Below are 15,731 nucleotides of genomic sequence, written 5' to 3' on the forward strand. Positions count from 1 at the left end.
TTCTGGCCACGCCGTACCGGGGCGGTGCGAGCCAATCTCGAAGGGAAAGGACCGGAGATGACACCTCCGCACAACTACCTGGCGGTCATCAAGGTCGTCGGCATCGGCGGCGGCGGCGTCAACGCCGTCAACCGGATGATCGAGGTTGGGCTCAAGGGCGTCGAGTTCATCGCGATCAACACCGACGCGCAGGCGTTGCTGATGAGCGACGCCGACGTCAAGCTCGACGTCGGCCGGGAGTTGACCCGGGGGCTCGGCGCGGGGGCCAACCCGGACGTCGGCAAGAACGCCGCCGAGGACCACCGCGACGAGATCGAGGAGGTGCTCAAGGGCGCCGACATGGTCTTCGTGACCTGCGGCGAGGGCGGCGGCACCGGCACCGGCGGAGCGCCGGTGGTGGCCAACATCGCCCGTAAGCTCGGCGCGCTGACCATCGGTGTGGTGACCCGCCCGTTCTCGTTCGAGGGCAAGCGCCGCCAGGTGCAGGCGGAGGCCGGGATAGACGAACTGCGCAACCAGTGCGACACGCTGATCGTGATCCCCAACGACCGGTTGCTGGCGCTCGGTGACCGCAACATCTCCATGATGGACGCCTTCCGCACCGCCGACCAGGTGCTGCTCTCCGGTGTCCAGGGCATCACCGACCTGATCACCACCCCGGGCCTGATCAACCTGGACTTCGCCGACGTCAAGAGCGTGATGAGCGGCGCGGGCAGCGCCCTGATGGGCATCGGCAGCGCCCGGGGCGAGAACCGCGCGGTCGAGGCGGCCGAGGCGGCCATCTCCAGCCCGCTGCTGGAGCAGAGCATGGACGGCGCGCGCGGCGTGCTGCTCTCCATCGCCGGCGGCTCCGACCTCGGCCTGTTCGAGATCAACGACGCGGCCCAACTGGTCACCGACGCGGCCCACCCGGACGCCAACATCATCTTCGGCGCGGTCATCGACGACGCGCTCGGCGACGAGGTGCGGGTCACCGTCATCGCCGCCGGTTTCGACGGCGGCACGCCCGCGTACAAGGCGACCGAGTCGCCGCGCAAGAGCAACCAGAACCAGCCGACGCCGCAGGCCCCGGTGGTCACCCCGCCGACGAGCATGCCGGCGCCGCAGCAGTCGCCGCGCCGGGTGCTCTTCGACGACGTCGACGTGCCCGACTTCCTCAAGAACGGGTCCTGAGTCCCGCCGATGACCGATCAACCCGCCACGGTGCGCCCGGACCGACGTGCCGAGATCGCGGCCGGGCTGGCCCAGGTCCGGACCAGGATCGCCGACGCCTGCGCCGACGCCGGCCGGGACCGCGCCGACGTCACCATGATCGCGGTGACCAAGACGTACCCGGCCGGCGACGTGCTCGCGCTCGCCGGGCTCGGGGTCACCGACCTGGGGGAGAACCGTGACCAGGAGGCCGCCCCGAAGGCGGTCGAGGTGGCCGCGGCGGGGGTGACGGCCCGGTGGCACTTCATCGGCCAGTTTCAACGCAACAAGGCCCGCTCGGTGGTCCGCTACGCCGATGTGGTGCATTCCGTCGACAGTGTCCGGTTGGCCCGGTCGCTGGGCGCCGCCGCCGAGGCCGGACGGGACCGTCCGTTGGAGACGTTGGTGCAGGTCAGCATCGACGGCGACCCGGCCCGGGGCGGCGCGTTGCCGGATTCCGCCGACCCCGACCGGGGCCTGGGCCCGGTGGCCGAGGCGCTGGCCGGGGCGGCCGGGCTGCGGCTGGCCGGGCTGATGGCGGTGGCCCCGCTGGGCTGGCAGCCGGACCGGGCGTTCGCCCGGCTGGCCGAGGTCGCGGCGGCGTTCCGGGTCGGGCATCCGACGGCCACCGCGCTCTCCGCCGGGATGAGCGGCGACCTGGAGGTGGCGATCCGGTACGGCGCGACACATGTCCGCGTCGGCAGCGCGTTGCTCGGAATGCGCCCCACGCTGCGGTAGCCTGACCGCGATAGAAGCAAATTACATCAGTGTTGTTCAGGAGCGGCGTCCCGTGGTCGGGGGCCACGGCGGGCGAGCCGCGAATCGCGCGTCGGGGGATTGCCAATCCGATCCGGTGGGCATGGGAGTCCACTCGCGATCAAGGCGACACGGCACGGGGGTGCGTGCCGCACGGCGGACGGAAGGGCGCGGGATGGGTGCACTGCGCAAGGCGGGGGTCTGGCTCGGTCTCGTCGAGGAGGATGACGAGCGGGGCTACGACGAGGGCTACGACAAGCCCGGCTACCGCGAGTCGCGGTACCGGTCGAGCCGGTACGCCGAGGAGTTCGCCGACGACGACGAGGACGACGTGGAGGAGCCGCCGGCACCGCGTCCCCGGCTCGGTGAGCGGGGCCGGCTGACCGAACGGTCGAGCCGGGCGGCGGAGTCCGACCGCGCCGCCGACGAGCGTCCGGAGCGGGTCGAGCGGTCCAGCGTCCGGTCGATCACCCGGTCCGGGGCGTCGGAGACGTCGGGGGCGCTGAGCTACCACACCCGGGACAACCTGGCCCTGGCCCCGCAGACGCAGCCCCGCGAGCGTCCGGTGGTGGCCGAGGAGGAGCAGCGTTACCAGATCACCACGCTGCACCCGACCACCTACCGCGAGGCGCGGACCATCGGCGAGCACTTCCGCGACGGTGTCCCGGTGATCATCAACCTCACCGAGATGGACGAGGCCGATGCCCGCCGGCTGGTGGACTTCGCCGCCGGACTGGCGTTCGGGCTGCGCGGTACGATCGAGCGCGTGACCAACCGGGTGTTCCTGCTCTCACCGGCCAACGTCCAGGTCACCGCGGAGGACAAGGCCAAGATCGCTGAGGGCGGCTTTTTCTCGCTGAGCTAAGTCCGCCCGACCGAGGGACGTCACCTGCCGTGTTGTCGATCGTGCTGCAAGTTCTGTACCTGATCCTGTACATCTTCCTGATTGTGTTGTTGGCCCGATTCGTTCTCAGCGCCGTTCTCCAGTACGGTCGCCGGTGGCAACCGGGGCGCGGAGCGTCGGCGGGACTGGAATCCGTGTGGAGCGTCACTGATCCGCCTCTCAAGGCGTTGAGGCGTGTGATCCCCCCACTGCGAATTGGTACCGTGAGCATCGACCTGGCCTCCCTTGTGCTCCTGGTTATCCTGTTCGTGCTGATGGAGTTCGTGTTGAAGCGGTTGATCATCGGGTGACAGCCCGGTGACCCAGCCCGCTACGCGGCCGCAACTGACCCGAGGAGTTTCGATGCCGCTGACCCCGGCCGACGTCCACAACGTCGCCTTCAAAAAGCCGCCGATCGGCAAGCGGGGGTACGACGAGGAGGAGGTCGACGCTTTCCTGGACGAGGTCGAGCGTGAGCTTGCCCGTCTGATCGAGGAGAACAACGAGCTGCGCGCCCAGGTGGAGCGCGGCGGCCGTGGCGGGGCCCCGGCCGGCCCCGGCGGCGACGCCCGGCTCGCGGCGGAGCTCAACGACGTCAAGGCCCAGCTCGACCGGGTCCAGCGGGACAAGGCCGCGGCCGAGCAGGCCGCCCGGGCGATGCAGGCGGAGCTGGAGCAGGTCCGGGCCGCCGGTGGTCCGGCCGGCGGCGCCGACGGCGAGCAGCAGGCGCTGCGGGTGCTCATGATGGCCCAGCGCACCGCCGACGACCACGTCTCCGACGCTCGCCGCGAGGCCGACCAGCTCCTCTCCGAGGCCCGCTCCAAGGCCGAGGAGGTCACCCGCGAGGCCCGCGCCAAGGCCGACGCGCTGGAGCGCGACGCCCGTCAGCGGCACCAGGAGGCGATGGGCGGCCTGGACGCCAAGCGCACCGCGCTCCAGAAGCACATCGAGGAGCTCAAGCAGTTCGAGCGGGAGTACCGGACCCGGCTCAAGGCGTACCTGGAGAGCCAGCTCCGTGACCTCGACGGTCGGGGCCAGGGCCTGGAGGCCGAGATGACCCGTGGCGATGGCACCCGGGCCGCCGGCGGCAACGGTCTGGCCGCGGCCGGCCTCGCCGGCTCGTACGGCGGCGGGCGCTCCGGCGCTCTCGAAGCCGGTCGCTGACCCACGGTCGGCGGCCGTCGAGCCGGTCGCCGACCAGCCACACCACACGACGCGGCGGGGGTGAGCCGTGATAGTCGCAAGTCTGCTGCTCATCCTCGTCGCGGTCGTAATGCTGGTGTTCGGCCTCGCCGAGGGCTCCAGCACGCTGTTGACCAGTTCCATCGCGGCCAGTCTGCTGGCCGCCGTCGCGTTGGTGACGGGTGCCCGCCAGGCAGCCAGCACCCGGGCGAGGGCGGAGCGGGCCGAGTCGCGCGGTCGGAGCGCGGGAACACCCCCGACGACGCCCGCATCGGCCGCGTCCGCGGGTTCGGAGACTCCCGTCCCGCACGTATCGACGATCGGCACCGGCGACGGGTGGCGGCAACCGCCCGACCCGCCGGTGACCGGTCCGCCGGTCGACGCCCCCGGCCGGCCCCCCGCCGGTTCCTGGGAGCCCGACACCGAGATTCCCTGGGAGCCCGTTGTCGCGCCCCCTCGGCAACCGGACGACGCGCCCGGGTGGCAGCCGGATCCGGTGATCCCGGGGCAGCCGGTGGCCGACCCCGGGGACTACCCGGACGACCTCGCGCCGCCCTGGGAGCCGTCGGCCGACGCCGCGTCGCCGTGGGACCCGCCGGCCCAGCGGGTACCGCCCGCCGACGCCGCGCGGGTGGCCCGGCTCGACGCCGAGGTCCTGGTGGTCGACGGCCACCCCCGCTACCACCTGCTCACCTGCGCCCACCTGATCGAGCGGGAGCACGAGCCGCTGCCGGTCTCCGAGGCGATCTCGCTCGGCTTCACCCCGTGCGCTCTCTGCTCCCCGGACACTGCCCTGCTCGCCGACACCTACCCGCGCTGAGGCCGGCGTCGATGCCCACGGACGACACCTGCACCGTCGCGGTCCGGGTCAAGCCCGGCGCGTCCCGGGCCCGGGTCGGTGGCCGCTTCGACGGTCCGCACGGTCCGGCCCTGGTGATCGCCGTGCACGCGCCGGCGGTCGACGGCCGGGCCACCGAGGCGGCCCGCCGCGCGCTGGCCGGGGCGCTGGGTGTCCGTCCGGCCGCCGTGTCGTTGCGCGCCGGGGCGGCGAGCCGGGACAAGCTCTTCCTGGTCGAGCGTCCGACGTCCGGCCTGGCCGACCTGCTGCGGCGGCTGCGCGACGGATCGGCCGGGTGACGGCGCCCCGGGTCGGGCACCCGTGACGCCGGGGCTGGATCTCGCCCTGCTCCTCGGGGCGGCCGTGCTGCTGGTGGCGGTCGGCGCGGTGCGTTTCTCCACCCGGCTGGGCGTGCCCAGCCTCCTGGTCTACCTGGCGCTCGGGGTGGCGATCGGCGAGGGCGGGCTCGGCATCCGGTTCGACGACGCGGAGCTGACCCGGATGCTCGGCTTCTGCGCGCTGATCGTGATCATCGCGGAGGGCGGGCTCACCGCGCGGTGGAGCACCCTGCGTCCGGTGCTCGGGCTGGCAAGCGCGCTCTCCACCGTCGGGGTGCTGGTCAGCATCCTGGTGGTCGGCCTGGTGGTGCACCTGCTGCTCGGGTTGGACTGGCGGCTGGCCCTGCTCTACGGGGCGGTGCTCTCGTCCACCGACGCGGCGGCGGTCTTCGCCACCCTGCGCCGGCTGCGCCTGCCGCCCCGGCTGGTGGCCACCCTGGAGGCCGAGTCGGGCATGAACGACGCCCCGGTGGTGATCCTGGTGGTGCTGCTCTCCCGCAGCGGGCCGGTCGAGCACCCGTGGTGGTTCGAGGTCGTGCTGGTCGGCTACGAGTTGGGCGTGGGCGCGGCGGTGGGGCTGGCCGCCGGGCTGGCCGGCCGGTTCACGCTGCGCCGGGCGGCGTTGCCGTCGTCCGGGCTCTACCCGATCGCCGCGGTCGGCTTCACGGTGTTGGCGTACGCCGCCGGGGCGGTGCTGCACGCCTCGGGGTTCCTCGCCGTCTACGTGGCCGGGGTGCTGCTCGGCAACGCCCGGCTGCCGCACCGGCAGGCGATCCTGGGGTTCGCCGACGGGCTGGCCTGGCTGGCCCAGATCGGCCTCTTCGTGCTGCTCGGCCTGCTGGCCACGCCGACCCGGCTGCACACCGCCGTACTGCCGGCCGTGGTGACCGGGCTGGCCCTGCTGTTGCTGGCCCGGCCGCTGTCGGTGCTGGTCTCCGCGTTGCCGTTCCGGGTGCGCCTGCGGGAGCAGGCGTTCCTGTCCTGGGCCGGGCTGCGCGGGGCGGTGCCGATCGTGCTGGCCACCATCCCGCTGTCGGCCCGGGTGCCGGGGGCGGACCAGCTCTTCGACGCGGTCTTCGTGCTGGTGGTGATCTTCACGCTGCTCCAGGCCGGCACGCTCGCGCCGGCCGCCCGCCGGCTGCGGGTGACCGCGCCGGCGGAACTGGCGGAGATCCGGGTGGAGACCGCGCCGTTGGAGCGGATGCGGGCGGATCTGCTCCAGCTTGAGGTGCCGGCGGGGTCTCGGCTGGCCGGCGTGCACGTGGACGAGCTGCGGCTGCCGGTGGGCGCGTCGGTGACCCTGGTGCTGCGCGACGGGGTGGGTTTCGTGCCCGGTCCGGACACCCGGCTGAAGACGGGGGACAGCCTGCTGATCGTGGCGACGGCCGGGGTGCGGGACGAGACGGAGCGGCGGCTGCGGGCGATCAGCCGTCGGGGTCGACTGGCCAGGTGGTTTGGCGAGTACGGCGAGGATCGGGACCGCTGACCTGCTAGCGTTCCTTTTGCCCTGTTTAGGGCTTATTAGGGGCTGAATAGCGGTGCGACGGTGCGGCACGTTGTCGGACGCCTGTACGTTCCGTATTCTTGCCACCCTCCGGAGTGCGCGGCCGACGTTGCCGTGCGCCCGTTTTGTTACACGGGGACGCCAGGTCGGCGGACCCTGTCCAGGCACCGCCGACCGCCGCGTCCCGCGGCCGAGGGAGCTGACGATGGCGAAGCCAGCCGACACCAGGATTGCCGGTCGCAAGCCGGCGGCGAAGGCCACCCCGAAGGCCACCCGCAGCGCGGCCGAGACCGAGAAGATCCGGGCGGCCCTGGCGGCCCGTCGTGACGAGCTGCGCGCCGAGTACGATCAGACGCTGAGCGAGATCACCGAGCTGCAGCGCGACCGGCTGACCGACTCGGCCGGGGACGACCAGGCCGACACCGGCACCAAGACGTTCGAGCGTGAGCAGGAGATCTCCCTCGCCAACAGCATCCGGGAACGGATCACGCAGGTCGAGCGGGCGCTGGAGCGGCTCGACGAGGGTGGCTACGGATGGTGCGAGCGGTGCGGGAACCCGATCCCGGTGGAGCGGCTCGCCGCCTTCCCGTCGGCGACCCTCTGCGTGACCTGCAAGCAGCTGGAGGAGCGGCGCTGACGTCCGCTCCCCGGTGACCGCGCGAGACGGCGGACCGCCGCCGTCGCCACAGTCGATGGGGAGTCGATGACCACAGCACCGACCGCCGGATCCGGCACCACCGAGCCGGGCGGCGGCACGCCCCGCCGCAGGGCGGTCGTGGTCCTCGTCAGCATCGCGCTGGTCGCGCTGCTGGCCGATCTGCTCACCAAGCACCTCGCCCTGCTCACGCTCGACGACCGGGGCCCGGTACGCCTGCTCGGCGGGGCCGTCTACCTCACCCTGACCCGCAACAGCGGGGCGGCCTGGAGCATCGGCGCCGGCCACACCTGGGTGTTCCCGCTGATCACCACCGGGGTGGTCGGCTGGATCGTCTGGATGGCGCTGCGGCTGCGCTCCCTGCCATGGGCGGTCTCGCTCGGCCTGGTGCTGGGCGGGGCGCTGGGCAACCTCACCGACCGGATCTTCCGCGCCCCCGGCCACTTCGTCGGCCACGTGGTGGACATGGTCAGCCTCTTCGACCCGTACGGCCAGGTCTGGCCGGTGTTCAACCTGGCCGATAGCTGCCTGGTCTCCGGCGTGGTGCTGGCCGTGCTGCTGGAGCTGACCGGACGCCAGCGGGACGGGCGGCGGGTCGGGCCCCGGGGCGACGACGCGCCGGCCGAGAGCGCCACCGCCGGCGCCGAGCCGCGGGAGCGGGCGTGACCGCCGCCTTCGCCGCCGGCGGCGACCACCGCTCCCTGCCCGTCCCCGACGGTCTCGACGGGATGCGCCTGGACCAGGCCGTGTCCCGGCTCTTCGGGCTCTCCCGTACCGCCGCCGCGGCCCTGGTCGATGCCGGTGACGCGCTGGTCGACGGCGTGGTCCGGGCCAACTCGCACAAGGTCAAGGCCGGTTCCTGGCTGGAGGTGACGCTGCCCGCCCCGGCCGCGCCGCCGACCGTGGTGCCGCAGGCCGTGCCGGGCCTGACCGTGGTCCACGCCGACGACGACATCGTGGTGGTGGACAAGCCGGTCGGGGTGGCCGCCCACCCCAGCCCCGGCTGGACCGGGCCGACGGTGATCGGCGGGCTGGCCGGCATCGGGCACCGGATCTCCACCAGCGGCGCGGCCGAGCGGCAGGGCGTGGTGCACCGGCTCGACGTGGGCACCACCGGGATCATGGTGGTGGCCAAGAGCGAGCAGGCGTACACCGCGCTCAAGCGGGCCTTCAAGTACCGCGAGGTGGAGAAGCGCTACCACGCGGTCGTGCAGGGGCACCCCGATCCGCTGCGCGGCACCATCGACGCCCCGATCGACCGGCACCCGCACCACGACTACCGCTGGGCGGTGGTCTCCGGCGGCAAGCCGAGCATCACCCACTACGACACCATGGAGGCGTTCCCGGCGGCCAGCCTGCTCGACGTCCGGCTGGAGACGGGACGCACCCACCAGATCCGGGTGCACTTCTCGACGTTGCGCCACCCGTGCGTCGGCGACCTGACCTACGGCGCCGACCCGACGCTGTCGGCCCGGCTCAAGCTGGACCGGCAGTGGCTGCACGCCCGGTCGCTGAGCTTCGCCCACCCGCGCACCGGCGACCAGGTCACCTTCGTCAGCGAGTACCCGGACGACCTGGCCCGCGCGTTGACGATCCTGCGCGACTGACGCCCGTGCCGAGCCGTTCCCCGGGCCCCCGCCCGCCGGCCGCCGGGCCGTCGGCTGCCGATCCGTCGCGGGCCCGGGCACCGGCCGCCGGGCCGGCGCGCGTCGACCCGGCGCGCGCCGGTCGACGGCCGGGCTGGCTGGTGACGGCGGCGGTGCTCGGGGTCGGCGCGGTGCTGCTCACCGTCGGCTGGGCGGGCCGGCAGGACGCGCCGGTGGGCGACCGCACCGTCGGGCAGGTGGAGCGGGTCGGCGTCGCGCCGGGGGACGCCCTGCCCGGCTACGTCGCCGCCGCCGCGACGGAACTCACCGCGCTGACCGCCGGGGCGTACGCCCTGGTGCCGTTCGACGCGTACCTGACTCCGGACCGGCTGCCCGCGCTGCTCGCCGGCGTCGAGGTCTCGGCGGTGATCACCCGGGTGCCGCTGCCCGACCGGCAGACCGAGGTGATCCGGCTGCCGGCCCGGCTACTGCCGGGAGACGTGACCGCCGGGATGGCCGGGGCCGCCGCCCGCAAGGACCGGGAGGCCGCCGACTACCGGATCCGGGCGGCCGGCACCGCCGATCCCGAGCTGCGCCGGGTGTACGACACCGGGGCGCGGGTCGCCGCGCGGGAGGCGGACGCCTACCGGTCGGCCTGCGGCTGCGTCTACGCGGCCGTGGTGCGGGCCGAGCCGGCCGCCCTGCGCGCCCTGGCCGGGCGGGCCGGGGTACGCGCGGTCGACCCGGCCCCGGAGGTGACCCGGCTGGACCGGACGGTGTTCACCCCGCCGCTGCCGGAACAACGGGACGTGGCCCGCCCGCCCGCCGACACGGCGCTGGCCCCCACCCGGTCGGTGGGCGATTCGTCGGAAGCGGCACCGGCCGTGATCGGGTCCGTACGGCCGGGTCCCGGGGCCGGATCGGATCCACCTCCACCGACCCCCGTCCCCACCTCGCCGGACTCCCGTCGCGATGGGTCGCCGATCCGGTCGCCGTGAGTATTCCCCCCGGGTAATGTGCGCGGACCGGTGTGGTCCGAATAGGGTTTCGTTCGTAGCCTGTCAGGCGGAGATCGATGCGCGGGGAGGGCGAGCCTTGGACGGCACCGAGACCGGCTGGGGTCGGTCGGCCGAACCGGCACCGCGATGGCGTGCGCTCCTCGACCGCGCCCGCCTCGGCGGGCGCACCGCCGAACAGGCGGAGGCCGACCACCGGAGCGAGGACGCGTCGCCGCGGGAGTCGCTGCCCCGCCGTGGGTCCGGCGGCGGCTGGTCCGGTCGCGGATCGGCCAGCGTGCCCCCCGCCGATCCCGGGTACGGCCCCGACCCGGGCTACGGCCCGGACCCCGGCTACCGCGCCGAGGCCACCTACCGGGTCGACCCGGCCTACCGGGTGGAACCCGGTTACCAGGCCGACCCCGGTTACCAGGCCGACTCCGGTTACCAGGCTGAGCCCGGGTACCCGCCGGATCCGGTGGCGGAGTCCCGCTACGCCCTGCTGGACAGCGGCTACCGGCCCGAGCCGCCGCCCGAGTCCCGGTACGCGCTGCTGGACAACGGCTACCGCACACCCGGCTACGCGCCGCCCGAGCCGGCGTACCCGCAGCCGCAGCCGGCCTATCCCGAGCCCGGCTATCCGGTCGAGCCGGCGTACCAGCCGCCGGAGCCGGCCTACCCGCCGGCGGTGCCCACCGACCGGGGCTACCCGGCCCGGATCGAGCCGGCGCGGATCGAGCCAGCCCGGATCGAGCCGGCGCGGATCGAGCCGGCGCGGATCGAGCCGGCCCGGATCGAGTGGCGCCAGCAGGCCCCGCGGGACGAGCAGGAACGGGCCGCCGGGATCCTCCGCCGCGATCTGGGCACCCCCCGGGTGCTCGCCTTCGCCAACCCCAAGGGCGGGGTGCACAAGACCACCGCCACCGTGCTCGCCGCCGCCACCGTCGGCAGCGTCCGGGGCCGGGGCGTGCTCGCCTGGGACGACAACGAGCTGCGTGGCACCCTCGGACTGCGCGCCGGCAGCGCCCGGCACGCCCGGACCATCCGGCACCTGATCAGTGACCTGGCGCACATCGAGATCCGCGACGGCGCCGAGCTGCTGGAGTCCCTGGACGACTACCTGCGGCACGCCTCCGACGGCTCGTACGACGTGCTGGCCGGCGAGGAGAGCCCCCGGTTCGCCCAGCGGCTGGACCAGTTCACCGTCAAGCGGGTGCTGGAGCTGCTGCGGCGCACCCACGACGTGGTCTGCGTGGACACCGGCAACAACGTGGAGAGCGCCAACTGGCGCACCGTCATGCAGGCCGCCGACCAGCTCGTGGTGACCACCGTGCCGCGCGAGGACGCCGCGTTCAGCGCCGACTGGATGCTCGACCTGCTGCACGAGGTGGGGATGGGTGAGCTGGCCGACAACGCGATCACCCTGATCTCCTGCCCGACCCCGGGCCGGTCGCCCCTACAGGACGACCTGGAGCGGCACTTCGCCACCCGGACCAGGGCGGTCGCGGTGGTGCCGTACGACCCGGCGCTGGAGACCGGCTCCTCGATCGAGTACCACCAGCTCCAGCCGGAGACCCGGGCCGCCTGGCTGCGGGCCGCCTCGGTGATGCTGGAGCCGTTCGCCCGCTGAGGGGGTCTGCGGCCTCCGCCGCCCCGCCGCACAGCTTGGCCTGAGAGGATCACCGGGTGAGCCCGGACACCCCCGATCCGCACCGTCCCGCCGTCCCTTCCGACGCCCCGGACGGTGCCGCTCCCACCCCGGGCGGCCCCGCCCCGACACCCGCCGGGCCCGCCCTGACACCCGCCGGGCCCGCCCCGACACCCGCCGGGCCGCACCCGGGCGCTGCGGTACCGGGGCCGCACCCGGACGCCCTCACCGCCGGCCCGCAACCGGGCGGGACCCCGCCGGCACCCGGGTACGACCCGGCCGGGTCGTACCTGGCGTGGCCGCCGCCGTACGCCGGCCTGCCCGAGCCCCGTGCGGAACGGCCCCGGCACACCCCGGCGGTGGCCCTCGCCACCGTGCTCGGGCTCACCGTGCTCGGGGCGCCGCTCGGGCTGCTCTGGGCGGCGCTGGCCCCGGACACCCCGGTGCTGAAGACGGCCGAGGGGGCCGTCTACGCGCAACCCCAACCGGAGCAGCCGATCGCCGCCGACGGCTGGTTCAGCCTGCTCGGGCTCGGCTTCGGGGTGCTCGCCGCGATCGGGCTGTGGCTGCTGCTGCGCCGTCGGCGCGGGCCGGTGGGCCTGGTCGCGGTCACCGTCGGCGGGCTCGGTGCCGCGCTGGTCGCCTGGCAGGTGGGCCGCCGGATCGGGCTGGACGCCTACCAGCGGCTGCTCGCCACCGCGCCGGCCGGGACGCCCTTCGGCAAACCAGCCGACCTGCGGGCGGGCGGCATCGAACGGGTCTTCGGCGTGCTGCCGGTGCCGTACGGCAACGTGCTGCTGCCGGCGTTCGCCGCCGCCGTGACGTACACCCTGCTGGCCGGCTGGTCGCGCTGGCCGTCGCTGCGCCCGGAGCCGGAGCCGCTGGACGACCCCTACCGGGCCGGTGCCGCCGGCGGACCGGACGGGGTCAGTTGGGGGCCGGCGGCGACGCCAGCTCCGACAGCGGCACCGGAACCGCCCGCACCTGACGCAGCAGGGCCGACTCGCGGTTGAGCAGCCGCAGCTCGGCCCGGAGCCGGGCGGCGGTGTCGTCGATGGCGAGCAGCCGCTGGCGGTCCGCCACGGTCAGCACGGCGGTGGCCGCCACCAGGTGGGACAGCACCGTCGGATCCTCCGGTAGCTGCTCGGAGATCTCCTCCGGGTCGGCCCGGACCAGCCCCAGGTACTGCCGGAAGACCGAGATCACCCGGGCCGCCAGCAGCTCCGCCGCCTCGTCGGGACCGGCCGGCTCGGGCAGCCACTCCACGGCGGCGGTCAGGTAGGGGCCGGCCTGCCGGTCCACCTCGGCGATCCGGAACCGGCGCCGGCCCACCGTGACGATGTCGAAGCCGCCGTCGTCCAGCTCGGTCACCTGGCGTAGCTCGGCCGTGCAGCCCACCTCGTGCAGGGTCACCTCGCCGCCGCCCGGGGTGGGCCGGCCCGGGCCCGGGGCGACCTCCCAGCCGGCGCGGATCGCCACCACGCCGAACTCCCGGGGCGCGCCCTCGGGCCGCCCGACCAGGTCCCGGATGAGGGCGCGGTAGCGCTCCTCGAAGATGTGCAACGGCAGCACCAGACCGGGAAAGAGCACCGTTGCGAGCGGGAACACCGGCAGCCGTGCGGTCACGCGTCCGAGCGTAGCCCGATCCGTCGCGTCCGGCGTGTCCCGGCTCACCGTCCCGCCGTACGGGCGGCGCCGGCCGGCTCCCGGCGGCGCCGCCTAGACTCGCAGGGGTGTTGAACCGGATCGACCTGCGCGGTGGTGTCCGTGACCCGCGCCGCCTGCTGCCCCGTGCCCAGCTCGACGTCTCCGTGGCGGTCGAGCGGATCCGCCCGCTGGTGGAGGCGGTCCGGGAGCATGGGTACCCGGCGATCCGGGAGGCCAGCGAGCGGTTCGACGGCGTCTCGCCGGAGGTGCTGCGGGTTCCGGTCGAGGCGATCGCCGAGGCGGAGGGGACGCTCGACCCCGAGGTGCGGGCCGCCCTGCTGGAGTCGATCGCGCGGACCCGTCGGGTGCACGCCGACCAGCGCCGCACCGACCACACCACCCAGGTCGTGCCGGGCGGGACGGTGACCGAGCGCTGGGTGCCGGTCGACCGGGTCGGCCTCTACGTCCCCGGCGGGTTGGCGATGTACCCGTCGACCGTGGTGATGAACGTGGTCCCGGCCCAGGCGGCCGGGGTCCGGTCGCTCGTGGTGGTCAGCCCGCCGCAGCCGGACAACGGCGGCCTGCCGGACGCCCGGGTCCTCGCCGCCTGCGCGCTGCTCGGCGTCGACGAGGTGTACGCCGTCGGCGGCGCCCAGGCGGTCGCCATGCTGGCGTACGGTGCGGCGGTGGACGCCGGGGGCACCCGGCACTGCGACCCGGTCGACCTGATCACCGGGCCGGGCAACATCTGGGTCACCGCCGCCAAGCGGCTGCTGCGCGGCGTGGTCGGCATCGACGCCGAGGCCGGCCCGACCGAGATCGCCGTCCTGGCCGACGACACCGCCGACCCGGCGCACGTCGCCGCCGACCTGATCAGCCAGGCCGAGCACGACCCGCTGGCGGCCAGCGTGCTGGTCACCCCCTCGGTCGAGCTGGCCGACGCGGTGGAGCGGGAGCTGGCCCGGCAGGTGCCGGCCACCAAGCACGTCGAGCGGGTCACCACCGCGCTCACCGGCGAGCAGAGCGGCGTCGTGCTGGTCGACGACCTCGACGCCGGGCTGCGGGTGGTCGACGCGTACGCGGCCGAGCACCTGGAGATCCAGACCCGGGACGCCCGGGAGTGGGCGCTGCGGGTGCGCAACGCCGGGGCGATCTTCGTGGGCGCCTGGTCGCCGGTGTCGCTCGGCGACTACTGCGCCGGCTCCAACCACGTGCTCCCCACCGGCGGCTGCGCCCGGCACTCCTCCGGCCTGTCGGTGCAGTCCTTCCTGCGCGGCCTCCACCTGGTGGAGTACACCCGGGAGGCGCTGCGCGACGTCGCCGGGCACGTGGTGACCCTGGCGAACGTGGAGGACCTGCCGGCACACGGCCAGGCGGTCGGCGTGCGCTTCGCCGGGGAGCTGTCGTGACCACGCTGGACGACCTGCCGATCCGCGCCGACCTGCGGGGACTGACGCCGTACGGGGCGCCGCAGCTCGACGTGGCGGTGCGGCTGAACACCAACGAGAACTCGTACCCGGTGCCCGAGCCGGTGGTGGAGGCGATCGGCAAGGCGCTCGCGGCGGAGCTGCGCGACCTCAACCGCTACCCGGACCGGGACGCGCTGGCGCTCCGCGCCGACCTGGCGGAACACCTCGGCCACGGGCTCACCGCCGACCAGGTCTGGGCGGCCAACGGCTCCAACGAGATCCAGCAGCAACTGCTCCAGGCGTTCGGCGGCCCGGGCCGCACCGCGCTGGGCTTCGTGCCGGCGTACTCGATGCACCCGCTGCTGTCGCTCGGCACCGGCACCCGCTGGGTCCCGGCCCGGCGCGGGGTCGACTTCGGGCTGACCGCCGACGAGGCGGTGGCCCAGGTCCGCGCGCACGCCCCGGACGTGGTCTTCCTCTGCTCGCCGAACAACCCGACCGGCACCGCGCTGGACCCGGCGGTGGTCGCCGCGGTGCTGGCCGTCGCGCCCGGCATGGTGGTGGTCGACGAGGCGTACGCCGAGTTCGCCCGACCCGGCACGGTCAGCGCCCTCGCGGTGCTGCCCGGCCACCCGCGCCTGGTGGTGACCCGGACGATGAGCAAGGCGTTCGGCTTCGCCGGCGGGCGGCTGGGCTACCTGGCCGCCGACCCGGCGGTGGTGGCGGCGGTGCAGCTCGTGCGGCTGCCGTACCATCTCTCGGCGCTCACCCAGGCCGCCGCGCGGGCGGCGCTGGCGCACCGCGACGCCCTGCTCGGCACGGTCGACGCGATCAAGGCGCAGCGGGACCGGATCGTCGCCGAGCTGCGCGCCCGGGGTCACCGGGTGGCCGACAGCGACGCCAACTTCGTGCTCTTCGCCACCGGCGGCGACCAGGCGGTCGCCTGGCGTGCCCTGCTGGACCAGGGCGTGCTGGTCCGCGACGTCGGCCTGCCCGGCTGGCTGCGGGTCACCGCCGGCACCCCCACCGAGACCGACGCCTTCCTCCGCGCGATGGAGACCCTCCGTCCAATGGAGGCCCGGTGAGCGGGCAGAGCGCC

The 15,731-nt window shown here is 74.7% G+C and carries 17 protein-coding genes; 16 read left to right on the plus strand and 1 reads right to left on the minus strand.

Annotated features, from left to right (window positions below; translation table 11 throughout):
• Nucleotides 1-57: 57 nt before the first annotated feature.
• The 14 genes from ftsZ to ACIQG9_RS09780 all read left to right on the plus strand — a co-directional run bounded on the left by ftsZ (nt 58) and on the right by ACIQG9_RS09780 (nt 12,589).
• The gene (gene ftsZ / locus ACIQG9_RS09715) at nt 58-1,173 is read left to right on the plus strand and encodes a cell division protein FtsZ (protein WP_400399756.1); all 1,116 of its coding nucleotides are present in this window, start codon (nt 58-60) and stop codon (nt 1,171-1,173) included.
• A gap of 9 nt (nt 1,174-1,182) precedes the next feature.
• Entirely contained in the window at nt 1,183-1,929 is a 747-nt protein-coding gene (locus ACIQG9_RS09720; RefSeq protein WP_400399758.1) for a YggS family pyridoxal phosphate-dependent enzyme, read from the plus strand.
• Nucleotides 1,930-2,122: 193 nt separating this feature from the next.
• A complete protein-coding gene (locus tag ACIQG9_RS09725) occupies nt 2,123-2,812 on the plus strand; it encodes a cell division protein SepF (RefSeq protein ID WP_400399760.1) in 690 nt (229 codons plus the stop codon).
• A gap of 29 nt (nt 2,813-2,841) precedes the next feature.
• Complete coding sequence (locus ACIQG9_RS09730) at nt 2,842-3,141, plus strand: YggT family protein (protein WP_088975238.1); 300 nt, start codon at nt 2,842-2,844, stop codon at nt 3,139-3,141.
• Nucleotides 3,142-3,193: 52 nt separating this feature from the next.
• Nucleotides 3,194-3,994 (plus strand): DivIVA domain-containing protein, encoded by an 801-nt coding sequence (locus ACIQG9_RS09735; RefSeq protein WP_400399762.1) that lies wholly within the window; start codon nt 3,194-3,196, stop codon nt 3,992-3,994.
• 67 nt (nt 3,995-4,061) lie between these two features.
• Nucleotides 4,062-4,832 carry a hypothetical protein gene (locus ACIQG9_RS09740; RefSeq protein ID WP_400399764.1) on the plus strand — a complete coding sequence of 257 codons (771 nt, stop codon included), beginning with the start codon at nt 4,062-4,064 and terminating at the stop codon, nt 4,830-4,832.
• A gap of 11 nt (nt 4,833-4,843) precedes the next feature.
• Nucleotides 4,844-5,149 carry a DUF167 domain-containing protein gene (locus tag ACIQG9_RS09745; RefSeq protein WP_400399766.1) on the plus strand — a complete coding sequence of 102 codons (306 nt, stop codon included), beginning with the start codon at nt 4,844-4,846 and terminating at the stop codon, nt 5,147-5,149.
• A 22-nt stretch (nt 5,150-5,171) separates the two neighbouring features.
• Nucleotides 5,172-6,674 (plus strand): potassium/proton antiporter, encoded by a 1,503-nt coding sequence (locus ACIQG9_RS09750; RefSeq protein ID WP_400399768.1) that lies wholly within the window; start codon nt 5,172-5,174, stop codon nt 6,672-6,674.
• Between the two features lie 223 nt (nt 6,675-6,897).
• Nucleotides 6,898-7,329 carry a TraR/DksA family transcriptional regulator gene (locus ACIQG9_RS09755; protein WP_400399770.1) on the plus strand — a complete coding sequence of 144 codons (432 nt, stop codon included), beginning with the start codon at nt 6,898-6,900 and terminating at the stop codon, nt 7,327-7,329.
• A gap of 66 nt (nt 7,330-7,395) precedes the next feature.
• Nucleotides 7,396-8,013 (plus strand): signal peptidase II, encoded by a 618-nt coding sequence (gene lspA, locus ACIQG9_RS09760; RefSeq protein ID WP_400399772.1) that lies wholly within the window; start codon nt 7,396-7,398, stop codon nt 8,011-8,013.
• Entirely contained in the window at nt 8,010-8,954 is a 945-nt protein-coding gene (locus ACIQG9_RS09765) for an RluA family pseudouridine synthase (RefSeq protein ID WP_400399774.1), read from the plus strand. The genes lspA and ACIQG9_RS09765 overlap by 4 nt, the downstream gene beginning before the upstream one ends.
• Before the next feature lie 5 nt (nt 8,955-8,959).
• Nucleotides 8,960-9,931, plus strand: coding sequence for a hypothetical protein (locus ACIQG9_RS09770; protein WP_400399776.1), 972 nt, complete (start codon nt 8,960-8,962; stop codon nt 9,929-9,931).
• A gap of 97 nt (nt 9,932-10,028) precedes the next feature.
• Nucleotides 10,029-11,558, plus strand: coding sequence for an AAA family ATPase (locus ACIQG9_RS09775; RefSeq protein ID WP_400399778.1), 1,530 nt, complete (start codon nt 10,029-10,031; stop codon nt 11,556-11,558).
• A 56-nt stretch (nt 11,559-11,614) separates the two neighbouring features.
• Complete coding sequence (locus ACIQG9_RS09780; protein ID WP_400399780.1) at nt 11,615-12,589, plus strand: DUF2567 domain-containing protein; 975 nt, start codon at nt 11,615-11,617, stop codon at nt 12,587-12,589.
• Here ACIQG9_RS09780 and ACIQG9_RS09785 read toward each other — a convergent pair.
• The gene (locus ACIQG9_RS09785) at nt 12,504-13,202 is read right to left on the minus strand and encodes an LON peptidase substrate-binding domain-containing protein (protein ID WP_400399782.1); all 699 of its coding nucleotides are present in this window, start codon (nt 13,200-13,202) and stop codon (nt 12,504-12,506) included. The two genes, ACIQG9_RS09780 and ACIQG9_RS09785, sit on opposite strands and share 86 nt — an antisense overlap.
• A 107-nt stretch (nt 13,203-13,309) precedes the next feature.
• Here ACIQG9_RS09785 and hisD point away from each other — a divergent pair, with 107 nt between their 5' ends.
• Together hisD and ACIQG9_RS09795 are read left to right on the plus strand one after the other, a co-directional pair.
• Nucleotides 13,310-14,632, plus strand: a complete 1,323-nt coding sequence (gene hisD / locus ACIQG9_RS09790; protein WP_400399784.1) for a histidinol dehydrogenase — start codon at nt 13,310-13,312, stop codon at nt 14,630-14,632.
• Complete coding sequence (locus ACIQG9_RS09795) at nt 14,629-15,717, plus strand: histidinol-phosphate transaminase (protein WP_400399786.1); 1,089 nt, start codon at nt 14,629-14,631, stop codon at nt 15,715-15,717. Before hisD ends, ACIQG9_RS09795 begins: the two co-directional genes overlap by 4 nt.
• Nucleotides 15,718-15,731: the final 14 nt, after the last annotated feature.

The sequence above is a fragment of the Micromonospora sp. NPDC092111 genome, from assembly GCF_044755745.1.
In the GTDB taxonomy this organism is placed as follows: Bacteria; Actinomycetota; Actinomycetes; order Mycobacteriales; family Micromonosporaceae; genus Micromonospora.

Bases quoted from the DNA above. Each gene is read 5' to 3' on its own strand.
- ACIQG9_RS09735 (WP_400399762.1), top strand. From the start codon at position 3,194: ATGCCGCTGACCCCGGCCGACGTCCACAACGTCGCCTTCAAAAAGCCG.
- ACIQG9_RS09720 (WP_400399758.1), top strand. From the start codon at position 1,183: ATGACCGATCAACCCGCCACGGTGCGCCCGGACCGACGTGCCGAGATC.
- ACIQG9_RS09755 (WP_400399770.1), top strand. From the start codon at position 6,898: ATGGCGAAGCCAGCCGACACCAGGATTGCCGGTCGCAAGCCGGCGGCG.
- ftsZ (WP_400399756.1), top strand. From the start codon at position 58: ATGACACCTCCGCACAACTACCTGGCGGTCATCAAGGTCGTCGGCATC.
- ACIQG9_RS09725 (WP_400399760.1), top strand. From the start codon at position 2,123: ATGGGTGCACTGCGCAAGGCGGGGGTCTGGCTCGGTCTCGTCGAGGAG.
- lspA (WP_400399772.1), top strand. From the start codon at position 7,396: ATGACCACAGCACCGACCGCCGGATCCGGCACCACCGAGCCGGGCGGC.
- ACIQG9_RS09745 (WP_400399766.1), top strand. From the start codon at position 4,844: ATGCCCACGGACGACACCTGCACCGTCGCGGTCCGGGTCAAGCCCGGC.